We start from the raw sequence: 21,765 nt of genomic DNA on the forward strand, positions 1-21,765 counted from the left end.
TCATGTCGAGCCGAGCCGCGCGCGCATCCGCGCGGTGATCCGCTGGCGCGTGCCGGCATAGCCTTCCCACGGATCGCGCTCGAGCCGGTCGAGGCGTTCGTGCAGCGTGTCGATCGTCCATTGCGCGCCGCCCGTCGTGTCGGGCACCTCGTCCCAGCGCAGCGGCACCGATACGCCCATCCCGGGCCGCGCGCGCGCCGAATATGCGGCGATCGTGCTCGCGCCGCGGCCGTTGCGCAGATAGTCGATGAAGATCCTGCCGCGCCGGTGCTTCGGCCCCATCGTCGCGGTGAAGCGATCGGGCAATGCATTGGCGACATGCTGCGCGACCGCACGCGAGAAGTCCTTCACGTCGTCCCATCCCGTGTGCCGCGCGATCGGCACGACGACGTGCAGCCCCTTGCCGCCGCTCGTCTTGCAGAACGATGCGAGACCGAGTTCGTCGAGCAGCCCGCGCATCAGTTGCGCGGCTTCGATCATCGCGCTCCACGGCAGCGCCGGATCGGGATCGAGGTCGAACACGATCCGGTCCGGCCGCTCGATGTTCGACGCGTGCGCGTTCCACGTATGCAGTTCGATCGTGCCCATCTGCGCGGCGCCGAGCAGCGCGTCGACATTGTCGAGCGACAGCAGCGGGCCATGGCCCGGATCGAGCCCCGCGTGTTGCGTGACGAACGGGATTTCGCGGCGCTTCGCGTGCTTCTGGAAGAACAGCTCGCCCGCGATGTCGCCGGGCGCGCGCACGAGCGCCACGGGCCGGCCCTTCAGGTCCGGCAGCAGCCACGGCGCAACCCATTGCCAGTAATGCGCGAGATCGATCTTGCGCGTGCCGCTGCGCGGATCGAGCACGCGATCGGGATGCGTCATGCGCACGCGGCCGAGCAGGCCGGGGCTATCGTCGTCCGCGGCGCGAGCGGATGCGCGTGAACGCGCGTGGTGCTTGCGGCCGCGCGTATCGCGATCGGCCGGCGACGCGTGCTTGCGCTTGTCGTGGTGCGCGGTTTGACGCTGCTCCATCGTCACCTCCGTTTCCGCATGCTTCGGCACTTCACGGACGATCTGCGCCGCCGGCTTGTCGTCGCGCAGCGCGATGAACGCGGCCTGCCGCACGATGCCGTCGCCGGTCCATTCCGCGAACGCGCATTCGGCGACGAGCGTCGGCTCGATCCAGTGCACGCGCGTGCGCGTGCGTTCGCGTGGCGGCGGATCGAACGGCGTCGTGTCGCGCTCGTGCTTGCGCAGGATCGCGGCGAGCCGGTCGAGCATCCTCGTGTCGAAGCCCGTGCCGACACGGCCGACGTAGCGCAGCGGCACCGGCCCGCGCCGCCGCTTGCCGTCCGGCGCCGGTTCATGCACGCCGAGCAGCAGCGCACCGAAACCGTGGCGGCTGCCGGACGGCTCGGTATAGCCGCCGATCACGAACTCCTGCCGGCGCCGGCATTTGAGCTTGATCCAGGCCGGCGAGCGTCCGGCGCGATAGCGCGACTCCGCGCGCTTGCCGATCAGCCCTTCGAGGCCGGTATCGCATGCGCTCGCGATCAGCGAGGCGACGTCGTCGCCGAGATCGGGCGAAAAGCGCAGCCGCGCGGGGTCGCTGTCGGCGAGCAGCGGTTCGAGCAACGCGCGGCGCGCGTTGAGCGGTGCGTCGCGCAGGTCGTAACCGTCGAGATAGGGCAAGTCGAACACGAACCAGGTGACCGCGTCCGAATGCCCTGCGCCGAGCGCGTTCTGCAGCGCCTGGAAATCGGGAAGACCGTTCGCGCCGAGCACGACGGCCTCGCCGTCGAGCCAGGCGCCTTCGACGTCGAGCGCCGCGAGCGCGTCGCGTTGCGCGCGCAGCTTCGCGGTCCAGTCGCGGCCTTCGCGCGTCATCAGCTTCACATGCCGGCGCGCGCCCTTCCCGGCAATGCGCGCGAGGATCCGGTAGCCGTCGAACTTCAGTTCGTAGCGCCAGTCGCCCTGCGTCGGCGGACCGTCGACCAGCGTCGCGAGCTGTGGCGCGACGCGTTCGGGCAGCGCAGCGCGCACCGCGCCTTCGATATCGGAAGGATCGACGGGCGGGCGGGCCTGGTCGTCATGTCGTGCGGCGCGTTTGCCGTGTTTGTCTCGCTTGCCGCGCTTTTCACGTTCGCCGGCCTTGTCGCCCCGGTCGCGCGGCGTACCGCGCGCACGCGTCGAACCGCCGTCGGAACGCGCCCGCGCCGACGTTGCCGCGCCGTCATGCACACTCCCCGGCCGCTCGCCGACGACGTCGAATTCAGCCGTGCCGCGCGCATCGTCGTCGCGCTCCTTGATCAGCAGCCACTGCTCCTGCCGTCCCTGCTGCCGGCCGGTGCGCACGAGCGCCCAGCCGCCGTGCAGCTTCTCGCCATCGAGCCGGAACGTCAGCTTGCCCGCGCGGTAGCCGTCGCGCGCCTGCGCGACGCCGCCGTCGGGCGTCCATGTGCCTTCGTCCCACACGACGACCGACCCGGCGCCGTAGTGCCCGGCCGGAATCTCGCCTTCGAACGACGCGTATTCGAGCGGATGATCCTCGACATGCACGGCGAGGCGCCTCACCGACGGATCGACGCTCGGCCCCTTCGGTACGGCCCACGACTTCAGCGTGCCGTCGAGTTCGAGCCGGAAGTCGTAATGCAGGCGCCGCGCGTGGTGTTCCTGGATCACGAAGCGCAGCGGATGACGGGCGTGCGAAGCCGGCCGCGCGTCGGGCTTCGCGCCCGCCTTCGCACGCCGCCGCCCATGCGCCCCTTCGGGTTCCGGCGTCGCGCCGAAGTGGCGTTTGCGGCGATACGGATCGAGCTTGGCGGCCATCGCGTCACCTCGCATCGCGCGGCATCATGCGGCGTGCTTGCGGTGCACGGCGGTTTTCTTCTCCGCATGCGTGCCCGCCGCGGCACGTCTTGCGGCCGGCCGTTTCGCCGCGGTCTTCGTGGCCGCCCCCTTCGGCGCCGTCTTCGCAGCCGGCTTCGCAGCCGGCTTGCGGCGCCCGCCGCCGCGCGACGTCGAGGGCGATCCATCCGCATCGTCCTCGCCCGCATCGCGCAGGTCCGCCGCACGCGCGCCGCCACCGCCCTTCAGGCTGCGCTTCAGCAGCTCGGTCAGGTCGACCACGTTGGTCGCGGTGCGTGCCGTCAGCGCCGGCCGTTCCTCGATCTCCTCGATCTTGCCCGCGCGCACCTTGCGCTCGACCAGCTCGAGGATGTCGTCGCGAAACGTGTCGTGATACTCGTCGGGCGTCCATGTGCCCGACATGTCGTCGATCAGCTTCCTGGCCATCCCGAGTTCGCGCGCGGTCACACCCGCGTGCTTCGCATCGCCGGCCGGCACCGACAGCTCGTCGAGCGGGCGCAACTCTTCCTGCCAGCGCAGCGTGTCGAGCGCGAGCAGCGGCCCGACCGGGATCAGCGCGCCGAGATGCTGGCGGTCGCGCATCACGACCAGCGCGATGCCGATCTTGCCGCTGTCCTTCAGCGCGTCTCGCAACAGCGCGTAGACCTTCTCGCCCTTGCGGTCCGGCACGAGGTAGTACGGCGTGTCGAGATACAGGAACGACACCGCGTCCTCGTCGACGAAGGTCAGGATGTCGACGGTCTGCGTCGACTCGGGGTTCGCCGCGCGGATTTCCTCGTCGGTCAGCACGACATAGCGCTCCTTCTCGTACTCATAGCCGCGCACGATGTCCTCGCGCATGACTTCCTTGCCGGTGCGCTTGTTGATCTGCCGGTAGCCGACCGGATCCATCGAGCGCTTGTCGAGCAGCCGGAACGACGGCTTCACGGTGCGCGTCGCCGGGAACAGCTGCACGGGCACGTGAACGAGTCCGAAGCTGATCGCGCCTTTCCATATCATCCGGGGTGCCATGCCTGTCCTCCTTTGCTGCGTGTGTGCCCGCCGCCCGAAGCGGCGGACGCCCCGCGCGGCGCTACGCCGGCACGTCCTCGCATCGGGTCGGTGAAGGGCGGCGTGCGCGAGCGCGTCGCGGCACTCCCGGCGCCGTCACGGCAAACGGACGAGCCGCGCGGCGTGCCGACGCGGCCCGGCCGCGGTGTCGCTGCAGGCTGCGGCAGTTGCGTCAGGGCGCGCGCAATGCGCGATCGAGTTCGGCGCGCGTCACGTCGAGCGTGACGCTGCATTCGATCTCGGCATCTTCGACGCGCGGCTTTTGTTCGTCCACCGCGCGCCGCGCGAGGTCGCACAGCCGGGTGCGCACGCGCAGCCGGTCGGCCGCGCCGAGCGACCCATAGCGCGTGAGCACGTCCGGATCGAAGCGCAGGTCGACCGCGCAACGCCACGTGCGCGCGCTTTCATCGGCCGGCACGCGCACCCACGACACCTGGATCGTCAGCCGCCCCGATGCGTCGTCCGCATGCACGACGAGGGTCGACTGCGACGGAAATCCGTTCGCGAGCGCATTTTCGAGTTCCGCGATGCGCTGCGAACGGTCGGGGGTGACCGTCATCGTCGCACGACGCCCAGTAGCAGCGTGACCAGGAAGATCACGACGAAGATGTAGAACAGGATCTTCGCGATCTCGGCCGCGCCGGCCGCGATGCCGCCGAAGCCGAGCACGGCGGCGACGATCGCGATGACGAAGAAGATGATGGCGTATCGAAGCATGAATTCCTCCTGGGTCCTGGAGAACGGCGAGCGTCGACGCGTGCCGCCGCCGATCAAGAATCGTGCTTGTGCTTGGGTTTGCCGCGGACCGGCGTCGACGCCATTTTCTCGAGTGCCTTCTCGCTCATCGACTTCGCCATCGACCTCGAAGGCGGCTTCAGGTCCTTCATTTTCGTTTCACCGCGCTTGGCCGACAGGGCGGCCCCCGCGGCGCGCTGCTGTGCCTGGGACTTGGCGGGCATGGCTTTCCTCCTCTCGGTGGCGCGCGCGAGCACCGCGGCTCGCGGGCCGCGCGCGGTTCGGACCGTATCGTCATGCGGCGTCGCGCCGGCGCAGTTCGGCCGGCGGAATCTTCATCGCCTGGCGATACTTGGTCACCGTACGACGCGCAAGAAGGATGCCGCGCCCCGCGAGGTTCTGCGTGAGCGCGACGTCGGACAGCGGCTCGCTGTGGCGCTCGGCCGCGATCATGTCGCGGATCAGCACCTTCGCGGCGGACGCCGAGCACACGCCCTTGCCGGCCGCCTCGAGCTTGCGCGGGAAGAAGTGCTTGAACTCGAACGTGCCGTGCGGCGTGGCCATGTACTTGTTGCCCGTCGCGCGCGACACGGTCGATTCGTGCAGGTCGAGCGCTTCGGCGATGTCGCGCAGCACGAGCGGCTTCATCGCGATCTCGCCGTAGCGGAAGAAATCGCGCTGCCGTGCGACGATGCATTCGCCGACCCGCTGGATCGTGTCGAAGCGCTTCTGCACGTTGCGGATCAGCCAGCGCGCTTCCTGCAGTTGCTGGCCGAGCGGCGAATCGCGCTCGCCGCTCGACTGCGCGAACAGCGTCGCATAGCGTTCGTGCAGCCGCGCGCGCGGCAGCACGGCCGGGTTGATCGTCACGATCCATTCGTCGCGCACCTGGCGCACGATCACGTCGGGCACCACGTAGTCGCCGCGCGTGCTGCCGTAGTGGTTGCCGGGACGCGGATCGAGCCCGCGTACCAGCGCGCACGCGGCATGCATCGTCGCCTGGTTGCAGCCGACGCGCCGCTGGATCTCCGCCGTTTCGCGCCGCGCGAGCCGTTCGAGGTGTTCGCGCGCGATCGCCTTCGCTTCCGCGAGCGCCGGCGTGCCGGCCGGAATCGCGTCGAGCTGCAGCACCAGGCATTCGGACAGCGAGCGCGCGGCGATGCCCGGGCGGTCGAGCATCTGCACGAGCCGCAGCGCAACCACGAGATCCTGTTCCGACAGCAGCAGCGCCGGATCGGCCGCGACCAGCAGCTCCGCCAGTTCCTGGCGCAGGTAGCCGTCTTCGTCGAGCGCGTCGATCACGATGCGCGCGGCCTCGCGGTCGCGCCGGTTCAGCGGATAGAGCCGCAGCGCGTCGTGCAGTTGCTGGTGCAGCGACGGCTCCGCCGCCATCCATTCGCCGGGCGACAGGTCGCTCGCGTCGTCGGCCTGGTGGCCCGTGCCGCGCTGCGCCGGGGCGGCCGTGTACGACACGTCGCCCTCCGGCGGACGCACGTCGTCACGCTCGGGCTCCGGCTCGGGCGTCGCGGCTTCGGCCGCGCGTTCGGGCGCGTCGTCGGCGGCGGCGTCGTCGTCGCCCTGGCCATCTTCGAGAAACGGATTCGAGTCGAGCGCCTGCCGCAATTCCTGCTGGAATTCGAGCGAAGACAACTGCAGCAGGCGAAGCGACTGCTGAAGCCTCGGCGTGAGTGCCAGATGCTGTCGCATCTGGAGCGCAAGCGTAACGGACATCGATGCCCTCCTGACGGTGTGCGGAATGCGTATGCGGGAATCCACGCAGCTTCCATGCCAAGACGGCGACTTGCCGTCCGGCGCGGTTCCCGCAGGTTTGCACCCCGTTATCGGGGGGCGTCAGGACCGCTTTTTTACAAGCGGCGGAAAGTTAGGGGGCACGAAATTCGCGCAGGGCCGCGCGGTGTCCGGGCGTCGACACGTTGTCGCCGCCTGCGCACGGGCGGCCTCCGCGCTCATCGCTTCGCATCGATGCGATCGACGGCCGAGCGATCGAGAAACGCCGTCGTCAGCGCCGGCAGATGATGCAGCAGCCACGCGGCCATGTCGTGCTCCTGCTGCAGGATCCGCGCGCAGCATGCGCGGATTTCTTCCTCGCCGGTCGCGCGCGCGGCCTCGACGAGCGCCGTATAGGCGGCAATCTCGACCTGCTGGAATGCGTAGACGGCCATCGCGCCCTTCACGACCTCGTCGCTCGCCAGCATCTCGCCCGCCACCTGCCGGTACGCCGCGATCCGTCCCGCGAGATCCTTGATCGCGGACGGCGTCGTGCCGAGCCGCTGCAGGCACGCCTCGACGAGCGCCTGCTGGCCGAGCGTGTCGTCGAGATGCAGGCGCAGGCGATCCTGCCACTGCGGATAGTGGGCGACGCGCTTCGCCTGCGCATCGAGCAGCGTCTCGGCCTGGCGTGCCATCACATACGCATCGCGCAGCCAGTCCTCCAGGTGTGCGTGCGGGTTCGCCATCGCGGTCCTCCTGCCACGTCACGCCGCGGCAGCGCGTCAGTACTGCATCGGCGGCGGCGTGCCCGGCGGCGGCACGTCGACCGGTTCGCCGCCGCCTGCGTCCGCCGGCAGCGTGTTGTACGGCGACCGACGCGTGTCGTAGCGCGTGTTCGCGTCCGGCATCGTCGTGGTCGGCGACGCGCCATGGCCGTCCGGCGGCGCCGGCGGTGCACCGCGTGCGCCGTAGGTGGCCTGCGGTTGCGTGCATGCGCCCAGCGCGCACGCGGCGGCGAACGCACAGGCGCCCACGCGTATCGTCTGGATCGGTTTCATCGAAATCCTCCGTCGGGTCGGCGGCGCCGGGCCCGGTCGTGGCGGCACGGCTCAGAGCCGCTTGAAATGGAAATCGCCCGCATACGCGGTCGGCGCGCGGTGCGCCATCATCGTGTCGAACTCGGCCGCGACGCGCGTCAATGCGTCGCGTTGCCGCTCGACATCGGCCTGTTCGAGCGCCGCGAACGCGTCGGCGTCGAACGTGACGGTCAGCGACGCCGGATGGCCGTCGACGCGGAAGCCGAAATGCAGTGCGCCGGCCGGCTGCTCCTCGACATGGAACGGCAGCGCGCGCGCCTCGAAATGGCGGCCGAGCGTCTCGGCCACGTCGCGCAGCATGCCGGGTTTCACGCTGATGCTCATCGTGGGCCCTCCGTGGACGGGATGAACGCCGCCGGCGGCACGCCCGTCGGCGGCGCGTGAATCGGCGGCTCCCGCGTCGGCGGCTCGCGTTCCGGTGGCGGCCGCTCCGGCGGGTCGCCCTCCGGATCGCGATACGGTTCCGGCGTGCCGGGCGGCAAGTCGTCCGGCACGGGCGGCTCGGAATCCGGGTTGACGTCGGGCGGCACCGGCGGTTCGGGCCGGTGCAGCGACTGGGTGCGGTGCGGGTTCATGGGCATGCGATCGTTGCGGTATCCTCACGGGATCGGGGCGGCTGCGCGGCGCGCATGGGCCGCTCGGTGGTCGACGAACACATGGGCAGCAAGACGCATGCCGTCCGTGTACGGCCCCGCCCCGCACGGCCGCGCACGCCGACGCGCGAGGCGCCGTGCCTTCGCTACACCGCGCGCTGCAATTCTTTCAAGGGCATCGCGCTACCCTTCGTATGCGGCCATCACGAGCCACAGCTCGCGGCCGTCGTCGCGCACCCGCGCGGCGAGCGCATACGGATCGGCCGGCTCGCATGCGCGCTGCAGCGCGAACCGCGCCCGCTCGGTCGAGCCGAATGTCTCGTCGAGCGGTCGCACGTCGGCCTTGCCATCGAACATCCGGCGATCGGGCCGGTAGATCAGCGGCTCCTGTTTCCACGCGCGGAAATGGCTCTTCACCGAATCGAACCCGCCGCCGCATACGTTGACTTCATAGCGCACTCCAGCCCGTCGTTTCGGAATCTTCATCGTGCCTCCCGCTTGATCTGCGTGTGCGTGCGGCGGGCTGCGCCGCGCGTTGTCGTCGTCGTCCACCGAAGCGGCAAGTCGCGTGCCGCCTGCACGCAGCGGGCATGGTCGTTGCGCGATCAGCGCATCATCGTCACCGACACGGAGGCTCGCCATGAAGGATTCGACCCGGTCCGGCCGCAATGCGCCGGCGCACGAACTGCCTCCCGCCCCGTCGCCGCCGCTGAAGCACCAGGACCAGACGAAGACGCGCCACTCGGAGCGCCATATCGACAAGCAGCTCGAGGACACGTTCCCCGCAAGCGATCCGCCCGCGACCGGCCGCGTCACGCGCATCGAGCCCGACACGCCGCCGGGCACGCACGACGACGGCCCGTGGCAGGACCCGGCCAAACGCCACGACGAATGACGGCCGATACGGCACGCTGCTTGCTGAACCGGACGGCCCCGCTTCAACCCGCAAGGAGGACTTCATGCCTCGCGTCAACGAAATCATGTCGCAGGACGTCGTGCGCATCGCGCCGACCGACTCGATCCGTCATGCAGCGCAACTGATGGAGCGCTACGACATCGGCGCGCTGCCCGTGTGCGACAACGACCGGCTGATCGGCATGGTCACGGACCGCGACCTCGCGGTGCGCGCGATCTCGGCCGGCAAGCCGCCGGAGACGCGGATCCACGAAGTCGCGTCGAGCCCGATCGAATGGTGTTTCGAGGACGATTCGCTGGACGAGATCCAGCACTACATGGCCGACGCGCAACTGCGCCGCCTGCCGGTCGTCGATCACGACAATCGCCTCGTCGGCATGCTGTCGCTCGCGGACATCGCGACGCGCACGACCGGCCCCGCGCGCGACGAAGTCGCGAACACGCTCGAAGGCGTGTCGCAACCGAAGCGGACGTGACGGGGCGATCCGCGCCCCGCCCGACAACCCGCGCGACCCGCAGGGCCCATCCCGGGCACGGTCGCACCCACGCAGCCAGGAGCACAACCATGCAGACTCCCGATCAAGGACGAACCCGCATCATCGGCAAGGGCGCCGCGACGGCAGCCGGGCCCGGCCCGGACGTGATGGCGGCCGACACGCTGGCAGGCGACAAGGTCTATACGACCGATGGCAACGACGTCGGCAAGATCAAGGACATCATGCTCGACGTGCGCTCGGGCCGCATCGCGTATGCCGTGCTGTCGAGCGGCGGCCTGCTCGGCATCGGCGACAAGCTGCTCGCGATTCCATGGAGCGCGCTCACGCTCGATACCGAACGCAAGTGCTTCCTGCTGTCGGTGTCGTCCGAGCGGATCAAGAACGCGCCCGGCTTCGACAAGGACCACTGGCCGGCGATGGCCGACCCGCAATGGGCCGAGCCGCTGCACGAGTACTACGGCAGCGCGCCGTACTGGAGCGCGGGCGACGAGGTCGGGCTGACCGACCCGACCGAGGAGCTGAACGATCCGCGCACGCGCGGGCATCATTGATCGATCACGATTTGCCGGTGGTGGTTTGGCCGACGGGCCCCGCGAATGCGGGGCTTTTTTTGCTTCCGGACGAATCGCCGCGGATGCCGCCACTCGCCCCGTGCCCGGATCCGCCCCATTCCGCGTGCCGGGGCGGACTCGCTCTCATTGATAACCAGACAACATCAATCCTTCCAAAAATTGCACTTATCGTTTCTCCGTCTCCGGGCGACCATTGCCGAAACGACAATCGACCGCTCCCCGCGCATTTTCCGATTCCCTGGAGACACCCTGATGCACCCCTCGCCCAGCCTTCCGACCGGACGTTCGAAGGCCGCCGCGGTATTCCGCGTAACGGCCGGCAACTTCCTCGAGCAGTTCGACTTCTTCCTGTTCGGCTTCTACGCGACGCAGATCGCGGCCGTGTTCTTTCCCGCCGCGAGCGAGTTCGCTTCGCTGATGATGACGTTCGCCGTATTCGGCGCCGGCTTCCTGATGCGGCCACTGGGCGCGATCGTGCTGGGCGCGTACATCGACGACGTCGGCCGCCGCAAGGGCCTGATCGTCACGCTGGCCATCATGGCCAGCGGCACCATCCTGATCGCGTTCGTGCCGGGCTACGCGACGATCGGCCTGCTCGCGCCCGCGCTCGTGCTGATCGGGCGGCTACTGCAGGGCTTCTCGGCGGGTGCGGAGCTGGGCGGCGTGTCGGTCTATCTCGCCGAGATGGCCACGCCCGGCCGCAAGGGCTTCTTCACGAGCTGGCAGTCCGCCAGCCAGCAGGTCGCGATCGTCGTCGCGGCCGGCCTCGGCTTCGCGCTCAATCACTGGCTGAGCGCATCGGCGATCGCCGCGTGGGGATGGCGCGTGCCGTTCTTCGTCGGCTGCATGATCGTGCCGTTCATCTTCATGCTGCGTCGCAACCTGGAGGAAACGCAGGAGTTCAAGGCGCGCCGGCATCGTCCGGGCATGAAGGAAGTCTTCGGGACGCTGGTGCGGAACTGGGGCGTCGTGGTCGCCGGCATGATGCTGGTCGCGATGACCACCACGAGCTTCTACCTGATCACCGTCTACGCGCCGACCTTCGGCAAGACGGTCCTGCACCTGAGCACCGCTGACAGCCTGCTCGTCACGCTGTGCGTCGGCGTGTCGAACTTCGTGTGGCTGCCGATCGGTGGTGCGCTGTCCGATCGCATCGGCCGCCGGCCGCTGCTCGTCGGCATGACGTTGCTCGCGATCGCGACCGCCTATCCCGCGTTGTCGCTGCTCGCTCACGCGCCGTCGTTCGTCAACATGCTGCTCGTGCTTCTGTGGCTGTCGTTCATGTACGGGATCTATAACGGCGCGATGGTCGTCGCGCTGACGGAAGTGATGCCGGTGGACGTGCGCGTCGCAGGCTTCTCGCTCGCCTACAGCCTCGCGACGGCCGTGTTCGGCGGCTTCACCCCCGCGATCTCGACGGCGCTCATTCATATGACCGGCGACAAGGCCGCGCCGGGCTACTGGATGAGTCTCGCCGCGGTGTGCGCGCTGCTGGCGACGTTCGCGCTCTATCGCCGCCGGCCGGTGACGCTGACGCCGGCGCACTGAATTCTCATGCCGAACCACGTGCCCCGACTCGGCACGACCCAGACAACGACCATGAAAAAACTGCTTCTGAAACTGTGCGCGACCGCGCTCGTCGCCACCGCCGCGGTCACCGCGAACGTGCAGGCCGCCGACCTGCACGTGATGAGCTCGGGCGGCTTCACCGCCGCCTACAAGCTGCTCGGCCCGCAGTTCGCGTCGCACACCGGCAACACGCTCGACACCGCGCTCGGCCCGTCGATGGGCAAGTCGCCCGAAGCGATCCCGAACCGGCTCGCGCGCGGCGAGCCCGCCGACGCGGTGATCATGGTCGGCTACGCGCTCGACGAACTGATCAGGCAAGGCAAGGTGATCGCCGGGTCGCGCGTCGAGCTGGCCGATTCGCGCATCGGCATGGTCGTGCGCGACGGCGCGGCGAAACCCGACATCAGCACGGCCGAGGGCCTCAGGCAGGTGCTGCTGCATGCGAAGTCGATCGCCTACTCGGACAGCGCGAGCGGCGTCTACATCGAGCGGGAATTGTTCAGGAAGCTCGGCATCGAGGACCAGGTGAAATCGAAGGCGAAGATGATCCCGCGGATTCCGGTCGCATCCGTGGTCGCGAACGGCGACTACGAGATCGGCTTCCAGCAGGTGAGCGAACTGTTGCCTGTCCAGGGCGCGACCTTCGTCGGCAAGATTCCCGAATCGCTGCAGTCCGTCACGCGCTTCGCCGCCGGCATCCCCGTCGGCGCGCGGCATCCGAAGGAAGCGAAGGCGCTCCTCGACTATCTGGCGTCGCCCGACGTGCAGGCGGAAGTGAAGTCGACCGGGCTGGACCCCGTCTCCGCACATTGAGCACGCCTCCCCGGGAAGGCGTGGGTCAGACCGCCTTCCCGTCGCGCCCGGTTCCGGCACCAGCATCCTCGGCGCCGCCCAGGCCCGCCGGCCCGGCCGCGCTCAGCATCCGTGCGAGACGCGCACGATCGCACGCCCCTTCCCACGACGACACGAAGATCACCGCGCACGCATTGCTGATCACGCTCGTCAGCGCGCGCGCCTCCGACATGAAGCGATCGATGCCGACCAGGAGTGCGACGCCGGCCACCGGCAGGTCGGGCATCACCGCGAGCGTCGCGACGAGCGCGACGAGCCCGCTGCCGGACACGCCGGCCGCCCCCTTGGACGTCAGCAGCATCAGGGCCAGCATCGCCGCGACTTGCGGTGCGGAAAGCGGCACGTCGCACGCCTGCGCGATGAACAATGCCGCGAGCGTCAGGTAGATCGCGGTGCCGTCCAGGTTGAACGAATAGCCGGCCGGCAGCACGAGCCCGACGACGCCCTTGTCGCAACCCAGCGACTCCAGCTTGACGATGAGCCGCGGCAATACCGGCTCCGTGGACGATGTCGCGAGGACGATCAGCAATTCCTCGCGGATGTAGCGCAACAGCCGCCACAGCGAGAAGCCGTGCAGCCGTGCGAGCGGCGCGAGCACCAGCGCGACGAACAGCACGCAGGCCACGTAGAACGACGCCATCAGCCGCGCAAGCGAGCCGACCGAGCCGATGCCGAAGCGGCCCACCGTGAACGCCATCGCGCCGAATGCGCCGAGCGGCGCGAGCCGCATGATCATCGCGAGCACGCGAAAGACGATCTGCGCGACCCCGTCGATCAGCGCCAGCACGGGCCGCCCGGCCTGCGGATACGCGTTCAGCGAAAAGCCGAACAGCAGCGACAGCAGCAGCACCGGCAGCACCTCGCCCTTCTGGAACGCGCCGAGCATCGTGTCCGGGATCACGCTCAGCGCGAACTCGACGAGCCCGTGCGGTTGCGCATGCTGCACGTATTGCGCCAGGATGCTCGAATCGAGATGACGCACGTCGACGTGCATGCCGGCGCCGGGCCGCAGCACGAACGCGGTGACGAGCCCGAATGCGAGCGCGGCGGCGGTCAGCAGATAGAACAGCACCAGCGCGCGGACGATCGTGCGTCCGATGGCCTTTCCGTTCGCGAGCGACGTGATGCCCGAGACGATCGTGCAGAACACGATCGGCGCGATCATCATCCGCACGAGACCGACGAATGCATCGCTGAGCGGCTTGAGCATCGCGCCCGCCGACGGCCAGAAGTGGCCGACGCCCACGCCGAGCACCATCGCCAGCAGAACCTGCACGTAGAGCGAACGAAGCGGTCTTGCCAGCCTCACGATGCGGTCTTCCTCGATGGTCCTGTTGGGTTCATTGTGTTCGTTGTGTTCGTCGTATGCGTCACCTGGACGTGTCACTTCGACGCGTCGCCGGGTGCGGCGCCGCCGCGCTTCGCGTCGACGACCGCCCGGTGAAACGCCTCCGCGGCCGGCGTGAGCGGGCGTCCGCGCCGCTTCACGATGCCCACCCGGCGCTTGACCACCGGTTCGACGAGGGGCACGCTCGTGAGCAGCGGATGGTCATGTCCGGGCATCGCCATCGACGGTACCGCGGCGACGCCGAGCCCCGCCTCGATCAACCCGAGCATCGTCGTCACGTGGCGCGTCTCGCACACGCTCGGCGCACGCGGCGCGACGGTCGTCAGCGCCTGGTCGAGCAACAGGCGGTTGCCGGAAGTCTTGTCCACCGACACATACTCGTACTCGTAAAGCTCGTTCCAGGTCACGCGCTTCTTGCGCGCAAGCGGATGGTCGCGCCGGCACGCGGCAACGAACCGCTCCTGCAGCAGCAGCTTGAACTCGACCTCGGGCTCCTGGCTGCCCATGAAACTCACGCCGAAATCGGCCTCGCCGCTGATGACGGCGCCGAGCACCTCGTTCGCGCTCGCATCCAGCAGCTTGACCCTGATGCGCGGAAAGCGGCGATGGTAGCTCGCGATTACGTTCGGCAGAAAGTAGTACGCCACCGACGGCACGCACGCGATCGTCACGTGACCGAGACGGCTCGACGAAACGTCGCGGATGCCGAGCAGCGCCACGTCGAGATCGTCCAGCAACTGCTCGGCGCTCGGCGCGAACACGCGGCCGACCGTGGTCAGCGTGACGCTGCGCGTGGTGCGCTCGAACAGGCGCACGCCGAGCGCTTCCTCCAGCTTGTCGATCCGGCGGCTCAACGCGGGTTGCGAAATGCTGATCGCCTCGGCGGCCTTTCGGAAGCTCCCCAGCTCCACCACCGCGCGAAACGCCTGCAAGTCGGTCAAATCGAAGTTGATTCCCACGGGCCAGGTCTCCGCATCTCAGATGCCGCGTATTTTGCATGATTCGGGCAAGCACACCCAGCCGGGAGATGCCCGGCTCCGACGCTCCGCTACGCCCGATGCCGCAGCGCATCGATCACGATCGAGAACGCGCGCGATGCCGGGCGGCTCGGGTAGGCGGCGATCGCCGTCGCGCTCGCAGGGGGCGGCGCATCGACCGCGGCAACCGCATGCCTGCTGGCACTGTGGGGCCTGACCGGAACGGCCGCGCCCGTCGCCTGGTGGACATGGCTCGCGCGCACGCTGCCGCACGACGCGGAAGCCGGCGGCGGGCTGATGGTCGCGGTCGTGCAGCTCGCGATCGCGCTGGGCGCGACGACGGGCGGCCTGCTGTACGACCTGCATGGCTATCGCGCGACGTTCACGATGAGCGCGGCGCTGCTCGTCGTCGCCGGCGCGCTGGCGTTCGCGACCGGACGCGCCGCCCGGCACCGTCTTTCAAGCACCCTGTAATACATCCGTCCGCCGCACGTCATCGCGCAACGTCGCACGCGACACGCCTCGCAACGGCGGCCGGCCTGCTCGATCAGGCGCTTCGTCTGCGCGGCACCGTCCGCTTCGTTCAGGCATACGGGCGCGACGGCCGCGCCCGCCGTCGTGCAGCCGATCGCGGCCGCGCGGCCAATCCCGCTGTCGCCCATCGTCATGAGCGCGACCTTGCCGGCAGGGTTCCTCGTTCAACGTGCGTCCGCGAGACGTCGCAAGCGACACGCCGCCCGGTATGTGGCCCGGCCGCGCTTACGCGGGCCAAGCCGCACACCACGTTGTCGGCCCGTGCGGAAACGGCGCGCTCAGCGCGGGCGGCCCCGCGTGGTGCCGCCCGGCCGGCGCGCCGGATCGAAGTCGCGCCATTTACCGTCCTGCCAGTCGCCTTCGACGCGCTCGATCGATTGCGCGCCGGTCGTGCGCAGCACGTCTTCCGCGGCTGCCGCGGTCGTCGCCGTCACACGCGCGGCCAGGATCACGCCGGTTTCGGTGTGCGCGAGCGTGCCCTTGCCTGCGGCCTGCTCGCCGCGCATCCGGCCGAGCGCACCGCCGAATGCGCCGAGATACGCGCCGGCGAGTGCGCCGGCGGCCGGCACGAACCAGTAGCGCACGCCGATCGCATAGACGATCCATCCGACGATCGTGCCGATCAGCAGCCCGCGCAGCGCGCCGACCATCGCGCCGCGGCCGCCCGGCTTCGCGGCCGTATCGGCATACACGTCGCCGCCGATCGGAAAGCGCGCGTGCTGGCCGCCCGGGTTCAGGAAGAAGATCGACACGTCGTCCGGGTCGAACGCGCGCTCGTAAAGGTGGCGCGCTCCACCTTCCGCTTCATCGAACGTCGCGAAGCGGCCTGCGACGATCATCGCCATGCTCGTGCTCCTCGTGACGGTGACGGTGACGCGCCGTGCACGCGACGACGCGCACGGCGTGACGCGGCGACGCTCACATCAGCCGCCCGAGTTCCTTCGAGACCGATGCCGGCGTCCTGTATTCGCGATCGGGGATCTGCCGCAGCATGTCGAGCATGCCCGGGTCCACATGCGAGCGTTCCGCGCACTGGATGACGTCCGACTTGCTCGCCGGATAGTCCATCCCCTTCAGCGCCTTCTGCACGTCGACCGGGCTCGGCGCCTTGCCGTGCCCCGTCTGGTGGCCGCCCTTGTCGTGGTCCTGCTGTACGCGCTCGCCTTCGTGCGCGCGCGAGTGGCTGTATTCATGGCCCGTATGTTGTCGGGATGACATGGAAGCCTCCTTCGAATGAAAAACGGAAAGGAATGCGATCACGTCGAAGCGCGGCGCGAGCGCGCGAGCTTCGGCCGCTGCACCACCGCGTTGTACGCGCAACCGCGCAGCATGGGCCCCTCCATTCCTTCGCGCTCGCGCAGCGCGTGGCGCGATTCGTACAGCGCGTTGTCATCGCGCGGCCGCGCGGGGCGCGCCGTGCGCTGGCCGCGCGAGAACAGCGTGGCCGCGACGCGATCGAACAGCCGCGGCGCGTGATACGCACTGGCCGACGCGCGCATGAGCGCGGCGGGCGCGGCATCAGGTATCCGGTTTCTCCGCTTCGTCTTCCAGTTGCGCGAGCCGGTTGTAGATCGTCTTCAGGCTGACGTCGAGCACCTCGGCCGCCTGCGCCTTCACGCCGCCGCATTGTGCGATCGTGCCGAGGATCAGCTTGCGGTCGACCTCCTCGAGCGGCGTGCCGAACGGCACCGTCACGCGATCTTCATGCGAATCGACCATGCTCGACAGTTCGTCCATGATCGGCGGCGGCAGCGTGTCGATCACGTCGGTGTCGCTGAAGATGCTCGCGCGCTGCACGAAGTTGCGCAGTTCGCGCACGTTGCCGGGCCATGCGTAGGACCTCAGCGCTTCGCGCGCGGCCGGTGCGAAGCGCAGGTTGCGGCCGCTTTCCTCGTTGTAGCCCTGCAGGAAGGCGTCCGCGAGCATCGGAATGTCGTCGCCGCGCTCGCTCAGCGACGGCAGCGGAATTGGAAACACGTTGATCCGGTGATAGAGGTCGGGCCGCAGCTTGCCGTCGGCCATCGCGGCTTCCGGATCGCGGTTGGTCGCCGCGACGATGCGCACGTCGACGTCGATCTCGCGTGTCGAGCCGAGCCGCGTGAGCCGCCCGGTTTCGAGCACGCGCAACAGCTTGACCTGCGATTCGACCGGCATCTCGGTGATTTCGTCGAGGAACAGCGTACCGCCGTCCGCGCGTTCGAAGAAACCCTTGTGCTGCCGCTCCGCGCCGGTAAAGCTGCCGCGGTCGTGGCCGAACATCTCGCTTTCGACGAGGTTCGCGGCGATCGCGCCGCAGTTCACCGCGAGGAACGGGCCGCGGCGGCGCAGGCTCAGGTCGTGCACCGTCTGGGCAGCGAGCTCCTTGCCGGTGCCCGATTCGCCGGTGAGCAGCACTGACGCTTCGGTGCGCGCGACGCGGCCGATCGCGTCGTAGACGGCCTGCATCGCGGGCGAGTTGCCGAGCATCCGGCCGAAACGGCCGAGGCGCTTCAGCTCGGAGCGCAGTTCGGCGATTTCCTCGTGCAGCGCGGTGGTGCGCGGCACCCGCGCGAAGATGCTGTTCAGCCGCTGCATGTTGATCGGCTTCACCAGGTAGTCGGTCGCGCCGCGCCGCAATGCGTCGATCGCGGTTTCGAGGCTCGCATGGCCGGTCGTCAGCACGATTTCGCAATGCCCGCGCTTGGGCAATGCATCGAACAGGTCCATCCCGTTGCCGTCCGGCAGCACGAGATCGCACAGCACGAGATCGGGAGTGTGCGTCGAGACGAGCGTGCGCGCTTCTTCGAGCGTCGCGGCCGTGTCGCACGTAAGCTGCTGCGCTTGCGCAAGCGCCGCGAGCATCGCACGCGTATCGGCATCGTCTTCGACGATCAGGACGTAAGGCATCGAGGCTCCTGGTGTGCGGCCCGGCGCAAGCATCGGCCGAAACCGCGGAGGGCATGCGATGCGGGGTACGACGCCGGGCACTCAGCGAGACCCCGCATGGCACACGAATGAGCAGACAAGCTGTCCTGCCCTTGATCAGCGAATGATTAGCAGTATAGAAGAAGCGTGTCGCGCATCCGCCGCTCATCGAATAAATCTATCCGTTCGCGCGGGTCACATTGCCAGATTCAATCCGGCCGGACCGGTGTAAAAGGTATGCTTTCTACGTGAAAAACGGCGTGCACCACGTCATTTTTTCATCTTGCCTCGCCGATTTCGGTCAAAACACCCCAACACGATCCCACTCATGTCGAAATCAGACGATGACGGCACGCGACTGTTCGGCCGCTCGCGAACGATCCAGGAATTGCTGCTGAAAGTATCACGCGTCGCCGCGACGCGCGTCAGTGTGCTGGTGGTCGGCGAAAGCGGTGCCGGCAAGGACATCGTCGCGCGGCTGATCCACGACATGAGCCCGCGCCGGCGCGGGCCGTTCGTGCCCGTCAATTGCGGTGCGATCCCGAAGGACATCGCGGAATCGCATTTGTTCGGACATGAAAAAGGCAGCTTCACCGGTGCCGTTGCGCAACACGTGGGCATGTTCGAGGCCGCACGCGGCGGCACGCTGTTTCTCGACGAAATCGCGGAAATGCCGGCGGAATTGCAGGTGAAACTGCTGCGCACGCTCGAATCGAACACGATCATGCGCGTCGGCGGCCACGAAGCGATTCCGCTCGACGTGCGGATCGTCGCGGCCACCCATCACGATCCGGTCGAGGCCGTGCGCAGCGGACGGCTGCGCGAAGACCTGTTCTACCGGATCGCGACGATCGCGCTGCATGTCCCCGCGCTGCGGCAGCGCGAGGACGACGTCGGCGACATCGCGCTGCAGATCGTCGATCGGCTGAACGCGCGGCACCGCACGCGCAAGCGCCTGTCGATGCAGGCGATGAAGGCGTTGCGCGCGTACACGTGGCCCGGCAACGTGCGCGAGTTGCGCAACACGCTGGAGCGCGCGTTCATCCTCGCGGACGAACAGATCGAGCTGCAACTGCCGCGCCGGCTGCCGCCTCGCGAGGAAGTGCGTCACAACGCGATGACGCTGCATATCGGCACGACGCTCGCGCATACGCAGCAGCGCTTCATCGTCGCGTCGCTGCGACATTTCAACGGCGACAAGCCGCGCACCGCGAAGGCGCTCGGCATCAGCCTGAAGACGCTGTACAACCGCCTCGCGCTGCTGCCCGAACACGAGCGCAACGCGGCGAGCGGCGCGGCCGCGCCGACGCCGGGCGCCAGTGGCACCGCCGATGCCGCCAGCCCCGCGGCGCCTGGCGCACCGAACCCGTAAGCGCGGCACGTCGGCAGCCGCGTCGTCTACGACGCGACGTCGCGCAACACACTGTCCCAGTCGCGCACGAACCGCTCGATCCCGAACCGCTCGCACGCGTCGCGCTTCGCCGCCGCGCCCCACTCGCGCGCCAGTTCCGGATCGCGAATCAACAGGCGCATCGCGTCGATCAGCGCGGCGGGCCGCGTATCGGCGACACCGTTGTGGCCGCTCCGCACGAGCTGCGCCATCTCGGTCGTCGCGAGCGCGACGACCGGCATCCCGATCATCATCGCCTCGATCACCGCGAGCCCGAGGCTCGTATAGCGGATCGGATTGAAGAAGAACCGGTAGTGCGACAGGAACTGCGGCAGCGCCGGGTTCGGCACTTCGCCGATGCCGCCGAGTTCGGTCGAGCCCACCCCGATCAGGTCCAGCGGCACGCTGTGACGCACGACCTCGAACAGGTCCGCGCCGAGACGCCGCCCGCGCCGCGCGAGGTGGTTCACGACCGTCACGCCCTTCGGCAGCGTGCCGCGATACTCGATACCGTCGGGCAGCAGCACGCCGTGCTCGATCACGCGCGTCGGCGTGACGCCGTTGTCCCACATCAGCGCGTTGAACGGCGTCACGTGCACCAGCAACACGTTCGGGTCCTGTACCGGATGCAGCGTGTCGGTCGGATGCTCGCGCGGCGGATCGTGCTCGACGAACAGCGCCGGCAGCATGCGCTGCGCATCGCTCAGGAGCCGCATCCGGTCGTGTTCGTAGTGACGGTGATGCTGGTACAGCACGCAGTCGAACTCGGTGTCGCGCACGCACTCGACGGGCACCTCGTGCACGTTGCCGCCCCACGGCAGGTGGCCGCCCCGCCCCGCATAACCGGGCGGATGCTGCGGTTTCGTCACGATGTAGAAATCGTGCGGCGCCTGCGACAGGTAATACAAATAGTTGCCATGCACGTGCCAGGTAAGCACGCGCAACCGCTCACGTGACATGACGTCTCTCCTTCGCGAGCAGTTCGCCCGCCCGCCCGATCACGTCGTCGACGCCGATCGCCGTCGCGCATTCGTGCCCGTACGGGCAGGTGTCGAACCGGCACGGCCGGCACGCCGGGTCGTTCGCCAGCACGCGATGACGGTCGGTGTCGAGCGGCGCCCGGCGGGCCGTGTCGCTGCCGCACGCGACGACGATGCTCGGCGTGCCGAACGCCGCCGCGACATGCGACACACCCGTGTCGTTGCACAACAGGAGCCGTGCACGGCCGATCAGCGCGGCCAGCGCACCGAGCGGCGTGCGGCCGCACAGATTCACGCACGGCCGCCCGAGCTGCCCGGTGAATGCGCTGGCCAGCGCGAGTTCGGTACGCGTGCCGGTCAGCACGATCTGCCAGCCATCGTCGGCAAGCTGTCGCGCGACCCGCGCGAAGCGTTCGACCGGCCAGCGCCGCGACGCCATCCGCGCGCCCGGATGGACGATCACGTAGCGGCCCGGATCGAGCGCGTGCTCATCGCACAGCACATGCCAGAGCGCGTAGTCGAGGCCGCCGAGCGGGAATTCCAGATAGTCGCCCCAGTCCGGATAGCCGAGCTTGCGCGTCAGCGACAGGCAGTGCGTGACCTCGGATTCGCCGTCACGCCAGTTGACCGAACAGTCGAGCGCGGTCGTGCCGCCGTCGGGCGGCACGAAGCCGGCGATGCGCGTCGCGCCGAGCGATGCGACGATCGCGTTGGTCTGCGCGCCGCTGCCGTGCAGCTGGATCGCGAGATCGAAGTCGCGCGCACGGCATTCCGCGACGAACGCTTCCCGTGCTGCCGGGTCGGCTCCCGGCTGTTCGCCGAGGCCCGGCGCGCCGGGAAACGCGATGAAGTTGTCGATGTAGTCCGAGAAGCGCGACGCGAATTCGCGCGCCCACGGCAGCCCGATCAGCGTGATGCGCGCATCCGGTTCGCCGCGCCGCAGCGCGCGCAGCGCGGGCACCGCGCACAGCATGTTGCCGAGCTGCAGCGCGCGGAATACCGCGATGCGCATCGGAGCGGACGACGGAGCGAAATCGAGCATCATGGCAAGAACACCCGTAAGTGAAGCGCGCCGCGCAAGCGCCAGTACAGCGACATGGGCGGAATCGCGATCGACGTGACGATCATCTCGGCAACATGCGACGACATGCGACGGCGTCAGGCGTGT

General features: G+C 68.9%; 24 protein-coding genes and 4 pseudogenes. 7 read left to right on the forward strand and 21 right to left on the reverse strand.

Features of this window, described 5'->3' with window-relative positions; genetic code table 11:
* From ligD to DIE22_RS17280, 11 genes are all read right to left on the reverse strand, one after another.
* Entirely contained in the window at positions 1-2,814 is a 2,814-nt protein-coding gene (ligD, locus tag DIE22_RS17230) for a DNA ligase D (RefSeq protein WP_124605634.1), read from the reverse strand.
* A 24-nt stretch (positions 2,815-2,838) separates the two neighbouring features.
* On the reverse strand, positions 2,839-3,864 hold the full coding sequence (locus DIE22_RS17235; RefSeq protein ID WP_124605635.1) for a Ku protein: 1,026 nt from the start codon (positions 3,862-3,864) through the stop codon (positions 2,839-2,841).
* A 211-nt stretch (positions 3,865-4,075) separates the two neighbouring features.
* Positions 4,076-4,462: a DUF3022 domain-containing protein gene (locus tag DIE22_RS17240; protein WP_124605636.1), complete on the reverse strand. Its 387-nt coding sequence runs from the start codon at positions 4,460-4,462 to the stop codon at positions 4,076-4,078.
* On the reverse strand, positions 4,459-4,620 hold the full coding sequence (locus tag DIE22_RS17245; protein WP_124497739.1) for a DUF1328 domain-containing protein: 162 nt from the start codon (positions 4,618-4,620) through the stop codon (positions 4,459-4,461). Before DIE22_RS17245 ends, DIE22_RS17240 begins: the two co-directional genes overlap by 4 nt.
* 53 nt (positions 4,621-4,673) lie before the next feature.
* Entirely contained in the window at positions 4,674-4,862 is a 189-nt protein-coding gene (locus DIE22_RS17250; RefSeq protein ID WP_124497740.1) for a DUF3008 family protein, read from the reverse strand.
* Between the two features lie 70 nt (positions 4,863-4,932).
* Complete coding sequence (locus tag DIE22_RS17255; protein ID WP_124605637.1) at positions 4,933-6,369, reverse strand: RNA polymerase factor sigma-54; 1,437 nt, start codon at positions 6,367-6,369, stop codon at positions 4,933-4,935.
* Positions 6,370-6,605: 236 nt separating this feature from the next.
* Positions 6,606-7,115, reverse strand: a complete 510-nt coding sequence (locus tag DIE22_RS17260) for a ferritin-like domain-containing protein (protein ID WP_124605638.1) — start codon at positions 7,113-7,115, stop codon at positions 6,606-6,608.
* A gap of 36 nt (positions 7,116-7,151) precedes the next feature.
* Positions 7,152-7,427, reverse strand: coding sequence for a hypothetical protein (locus DIE22_RS17265; RefSeq protein WP_124497743.1), 276 nt, complete (start codon positions 7,425-7,427; stop codon positions 7,152-7,154).
* 51 nt (positions 7,428-7,478) lie between these two features.
* Positions 7,479-7,790 carry a hypothetical protein gene (locus tag DIE22_RS17270; RefSeq protein ID WP_124605639.1) on the reverse strand — a complete coding sequence of 104 codons (312 nt, stop codon included), beginning with the start codon at positions 7,788-7,790 and terminating at the stop codon, positions 7,479-7,481.
* On the reverse strand, positions 7,787-8,047 hold the full coding sequence (locus DIE22_RS17275; RefSeq protein ID WP_124605640.1) for a hypothetical protein: 261 nt from the start codon (positions 8,045-8,047) through the stop codon (positions 7,787-7,789). The genes DIE22_RS17270 and DIE22_RS17275 overlap by 4 nt, the downstream gene beginning before the upstream one ends.
* 195 nt (positions 8,048-8,242) lie before the next feature.
* Positions 8,243-8,545, reverse strand: a complete 303-nt coding sequence (locus DIE22_RS17280; protein WP_124605659.1) for a hypothetical protein — start codon at positions 8,543-8,545, stop codon at positions 8,243-8,245.
* 154 nt (positions 8,546-8,699) lie between these two features.
* On the opposite strand from DIE22_RS17280, the gene DIE22_RS17285 reads away from it, so the two are divergent.
* The 5 genes from DIE22_RS17285 (at position 8,700) to DIE22_RS17305 (ending at position 12,425) form a co-directional block, all read left to right on the forward strand.
* Positions 8,700-8,954 carry a hypothetical protein gene (locus DIE22_RS17285; protein WP_124497747.1) on the forward strand — a complete coding sequence of 85 codons (255 nt, stop codon included), beginning with the start codon at positions 8,700-8,702 and terminating at the stop codon, positions 8,952-8,954.
* 64 nt (positions 8,955-9,018) lie between these two features.
* Positions 9,019-9,450: a CBS domain-containing protein gene (locus DIE22_RS17290; RefSeq protein ID WP_124497748.1), complete on the forward strand. Its 432-nt coding sequence runs from the start codon at positions 9,019-9,021 to the stop codon at positions 9,448-9,450.
* A gap of 89 nt (positions 9,451-9,539) precedes the next feature.
* Positions 9,540-10,022: a PRC-barrel domain-containing protein gene (locus DIE22_RS17295; RefSeq protein WP_124605641.1), complete on the forward strand. Its 483-nt coding sequence runs from the start codon at positions 9,540-9,542 to the stop codon at positions 10,020-10,022.
* Positions 10,023-10,295: 273 nt separating this feature from the next.
* Positions 10,296-11,591: an MFS transporter gene (locus DIE22_RS17300; protein WP_124605642.1), complete on the forward strand. Its 1,296-nt coding sequence runs from the start codon at positions 10,296-10,298 to the stop codon at positions 11,589-11,591.
* A gap of 51 nt (positions 11,592-11,642) precedes the next feature.
* A complete protein-coding gene (locus DIE22_RS17305; protein ID WP_124605643.1) occupies positions 11,643-12,425 on the forward strand; it encodes a substrate-binding domain-containing protein in 783 nt (260 codons plus the stop codon).
* 25 nt (positions 12,426-12,450) lie between these two features.
* Here DIE22_RS17305 and dctA read toward each other — a convergent pair whose 3' ends face one another.
* Together dctA and DIE22_RS17315 are read right to left on the reverse strand one after the other, a co-directional pair.
* The gene (gene dctA / locus DIE22_RS17310; RefSeq protein WP_124605644.1) at positions 12,451-13,773 is read right to left on the reverse strand and encodes a C4-dicarboxylate transporter DctA; all 1,323 of its coding nucleotides are present in this window, start codon (positions 13,771-13,773) and stop codon (positions 12,451-12,453) included.
* Between the two features lie 74 nt (positions 13,774-13,847).
* On the reverse strand, positions 13,848-14,771 hold the full coding sequence (locus tag DIE22_RS17315) for a LysR family transcriptional regulator (RefSeq protein WP_124497753.1): 924 nt from the start codon (positions 14,769-14,771) through the stop codon (positions 13,848-13,850).
* A gap of 156 nt (positions 14,772-14,927) precedes the next feature.
* On the opposite strand from DIE22_RS17315, the pseudogene DIE22_RS17320 reads away from it, so the two are divergent.
* Positions 14,928-15,263: pseudogene (locus DIE22_RS17320) on the forward strand (MFS transporter); the annotation flags it as partial.
* A 28-nt stretch (positions 15,264-15,291) separates the two neighbouring features.
* Here DIE22_RS17320 and DIE22_RS17325 read toward each other — a convergent pair.
* From DIE22_RS17325 to DIE22_RS17345, 5 genes and pseudogenes are all read right to left on the reverse strand, one after another.
* Positions 15,292-15,475: pseudogene (locus DIE22_RS17325) on the reverse strand (SDR family NAD(P)-dependent oxidoreductase); the annotation flags it as partial.
* 126 nt (positions 15,476-15,601) lie between these two features.
* Complete coding sequence (locus DIE22_RS17330; protein WP_124605645.1) at positions 15,602-16,168, reverse strand: hypothetical protein; 567 nt, start codon at positions 16,166-16,168, stop codon at positions 15,602-15,604.
* 73 nt (positions 16,169-16,241) lie between these two features.
* A complete protein-coding gene (locus tag DIE22_RS17335) occupies positions 16,242-16,541 on the reverse strand; it encodes a DUF2795 domain-containing protein (RefSeq protein WP_124605646.1) in 300 nt (99 codons plus the stop codon).
* A 38-nt stretch (positions 16,542-16,579) separates the two neighbouring features.
* Positions 16,580-16,816, reverse strand: a pseudogene (locus DIE22_RS17340) (short-chain dehydrogenase); the annotation flags it as partial.
* 25 nt (positions 16,817-16,841) lie between these two features.
* Entirely contained in the window at positions 16,842-18,209 is a 1,368-nt protein-coding gene (locus DIE22_RS17345) for a sigma-54 dependent transcriptional regulator (RefSeq protein WP_124497761.1), read from the reverse strand.
* A gap of 346 nt (positions 18,210-18,555) precedes the next feature.
* On the opposite strand from DIE22_RS17345, the gene DIE22_RS17350 reads away from it, so the two are divergent.
* Entirely contained in the window at positions 18,556-19,599 is a 1,044-nt protein-coding gene (locus tag DIE22_RS17350; protein ID WP_124497762.1) for a sigma-54 interaction domain-containing protein, read from the forward strand.
* Positions 19,600-19,625: 26 nt separating this feature from the next.
* On the opposite strand, the gene DIE22_RS17355 is transcribed toward DIE22_RS17350, so the two are convergent.
* From DIE22_RS17355 to DIE22_RS17365, 3 genes and pseudogenes are all read right to left on the reverse strand, one after another.
* Positions 19,626-20,576 carry a glycosyltransferase gene (locus DIE22_RS17355; RefSeq protein WP_124497763.1) on the reverse strand — a complete coding sequence of 317 codons (951 nt, stop codon included), beginning with the start codon at positions 20,574-20,576 and terminating at the stop codon, positions 19,626-19,628.
* Positions 20,566-21,642, reverse strand: a complete 1,077-nt coding sequence (locus DIE22_RS17360; RefSeq protein ID WP_124605647.1) for a glycosyltransferase family 9 protein — start codon at positions 21,640-21,642, stop codon at positions 20,566-20,568. Before DIE22_RS17360 ends, DIE22_RS17355 begins: the two co-directional genes overlap by 11 nt.
* Positions 21,639-21,740: pseudogene (locus tag DIE22_RS17365) on the reverse strand (glycosyl transferase family 2); the annotation flags it as partial. The pseudogene DIE22_RS17365 and the gene DIE22_RS17360, both read right to left, overlap by 4 nt.
* Positions 21,741-21,765 lie beyond the last annotated feature (25 nt).

Source organism: Burkholderia sp. Bp9142 (assembly GCF_003853415.1).
Taxonomy (GTDB): domain Bacteria; phylum Pseudomonadota; class Gammaproteobacteria; order Burkholderiales; family Burkholderiaceae; genus Burkholderia.

Bases quoted from the DNA above. Each gene is read 5' to 3' on its own strand.
- ligD (WP_124605634.1), bottom strand. From the start codon at position 2,814: ATGGCCGCCAAGCTCGATCCGTATCGCCGCAAACGCCACTTCGGCGCG.
- DIE22_RS17235 (WP_124605635.1), bottom strand. From the start codon at position 3,864: ATGGCACCCCGGATGATATGGAAAGGCGCGATCAGCTTCGGACTCGTT.
- DIE22_RS17240 (WP_124605636.1), bottom strand. From the start codon at position 4,462: ATGACGGTCACCCCCGACCGTTCGCAGCGCATCGCGGAACTCGAAAAT.
- DIE22_RS17245 (WP_124497739.1), bottom strand. From the start codon at position 4,620: ATGCTTCGATACGCCATCATCTTCTTCGTCATCGCGATCGTCGCCGCC.
- DIE22_RS17250 (WP_124497740.1), bottom strand. From the start codon at position 4,862: ATGCCCGCCAAGTCCCAGGCACAGCAGCGCGCCGCGGGGGCCGCCCTG.
- DIE22_RS17255 (WP_124605637.1), bottom strand. From the start codon at position 6,369: ATGTCCGTTACGCTTGCGCTCCAGATGCGACAGCATCTGGCACTCACG.
- DIE22_RS17260 (WP_124605638.1), bottom strand. From the start codon at position 7,115: ATGGCGAACCCGCACGCACACCTGGAGGACTGGCTGCGCGATGCGTAT.
- DIE22_RS17265 (WP_124497743.1), bottom strand. From the start codon at position 7,427: ATGAAACCGATCCAGACGATACGCGTGGGCGCCTGTGCGTTCGCCGCC.
- DIE22_RS17270 (WP_124605639.1), bottom strand. From the start codon at position 7,790: ATGAGCATCAGCGTGAAACCCGGCATGCTGCGCGACGTGGCCGAGACG.
- DIE22_RS17275 (WP_124605640.1), bottom strand. From the start codon at position 8,047: ATGCCCATGAACCCGCACCGCACCCAGTCGCTGCACCGGCCCGAACCG.
- DIE22_RS17280 (WP_124605659.1), bottom strand. From the start codon at position 8,545: ATGAAGATTCCGAAACGACGGGCTGGAGTGCGCTATGAAGTCAACGTA.
- DIE22_RS17285 (WP_124497747.1), top strand. From the start codon at position 8,700: ATGAAGGATTCGACCCGGTCCGGCCGCAATGCGCCGGCGCACGAACTG.
- DIE22_RS17290 (WP_124497748.1), top strand. From the start codon at position 9,019: ATGCCTCGCGTCAACGAAATCATGTCGCAGGACGTCGTGCGCATCGCG.
- DIE22_RS17295 (WP_124605641.1), top strand. From the start codon at position 9,540: ATGCAGACTCCCGATCAAGGACGAACCCGCATCATCGGCAAGGGCGCC.
- DIE22_RS17300 (WP_124605642.1), top strand. From the start codon at position 10,296: ATGCACCCCTCGCCCAGCCTTCCGACCGGACGTTCGAAGGCCGCCGCG.
- DIE22_RS17305 (WP_124605643.1), top strand. From the start codon at position 11,643: ATGAAAAAACTGCTTCTGAAACTGTGCGCGACCGCGCTCGTCGCCACC.
- DIE22_RS17330 (WP_124605645.1), bottom strand. From the start codon at position 16,168: ATGGCGATGATCGTCGCAGGCCGCTTCGCGACGTTCGATGAAGCGGAA.
- DIE22_RS17335 (WP_124605646.1), bottom strand. From the start codon at position 16,541: ATGTCATCCCGACAACATACGGGCCATGAATACAGCCACTCGCGCGCG.
- DIE22_RS17345 (WP_124497761.1), bottom strand. From the start codon at position 18,209: ATGCCTTACGTCCTGATCGTCGAAGACGATGCCGATACGCGTGCGATG.
- DIE22_RS17350 (WP_124497762.1), top strand. From the start codon at position 18,556: ATGTCGAAATCAGACGATGACGGCACGCGACTGTTCGGCCGCTCGCGA.
- DIE22_RS17355 (WP_124497763.1), bottom strand. From the start codon at position 20,576: ATGTCACGTGAGCGGTTGCGCGTGCTTACCTGGCACGTGCATGGCAAC.
- DIE22_RS17360 (WP_124605647.1), bottom strand. From the start codon at position 21,642: ATGATGCTCGATTTCGCTCCGTCGTCCGCTCCGATGCGCATCGCGGTA.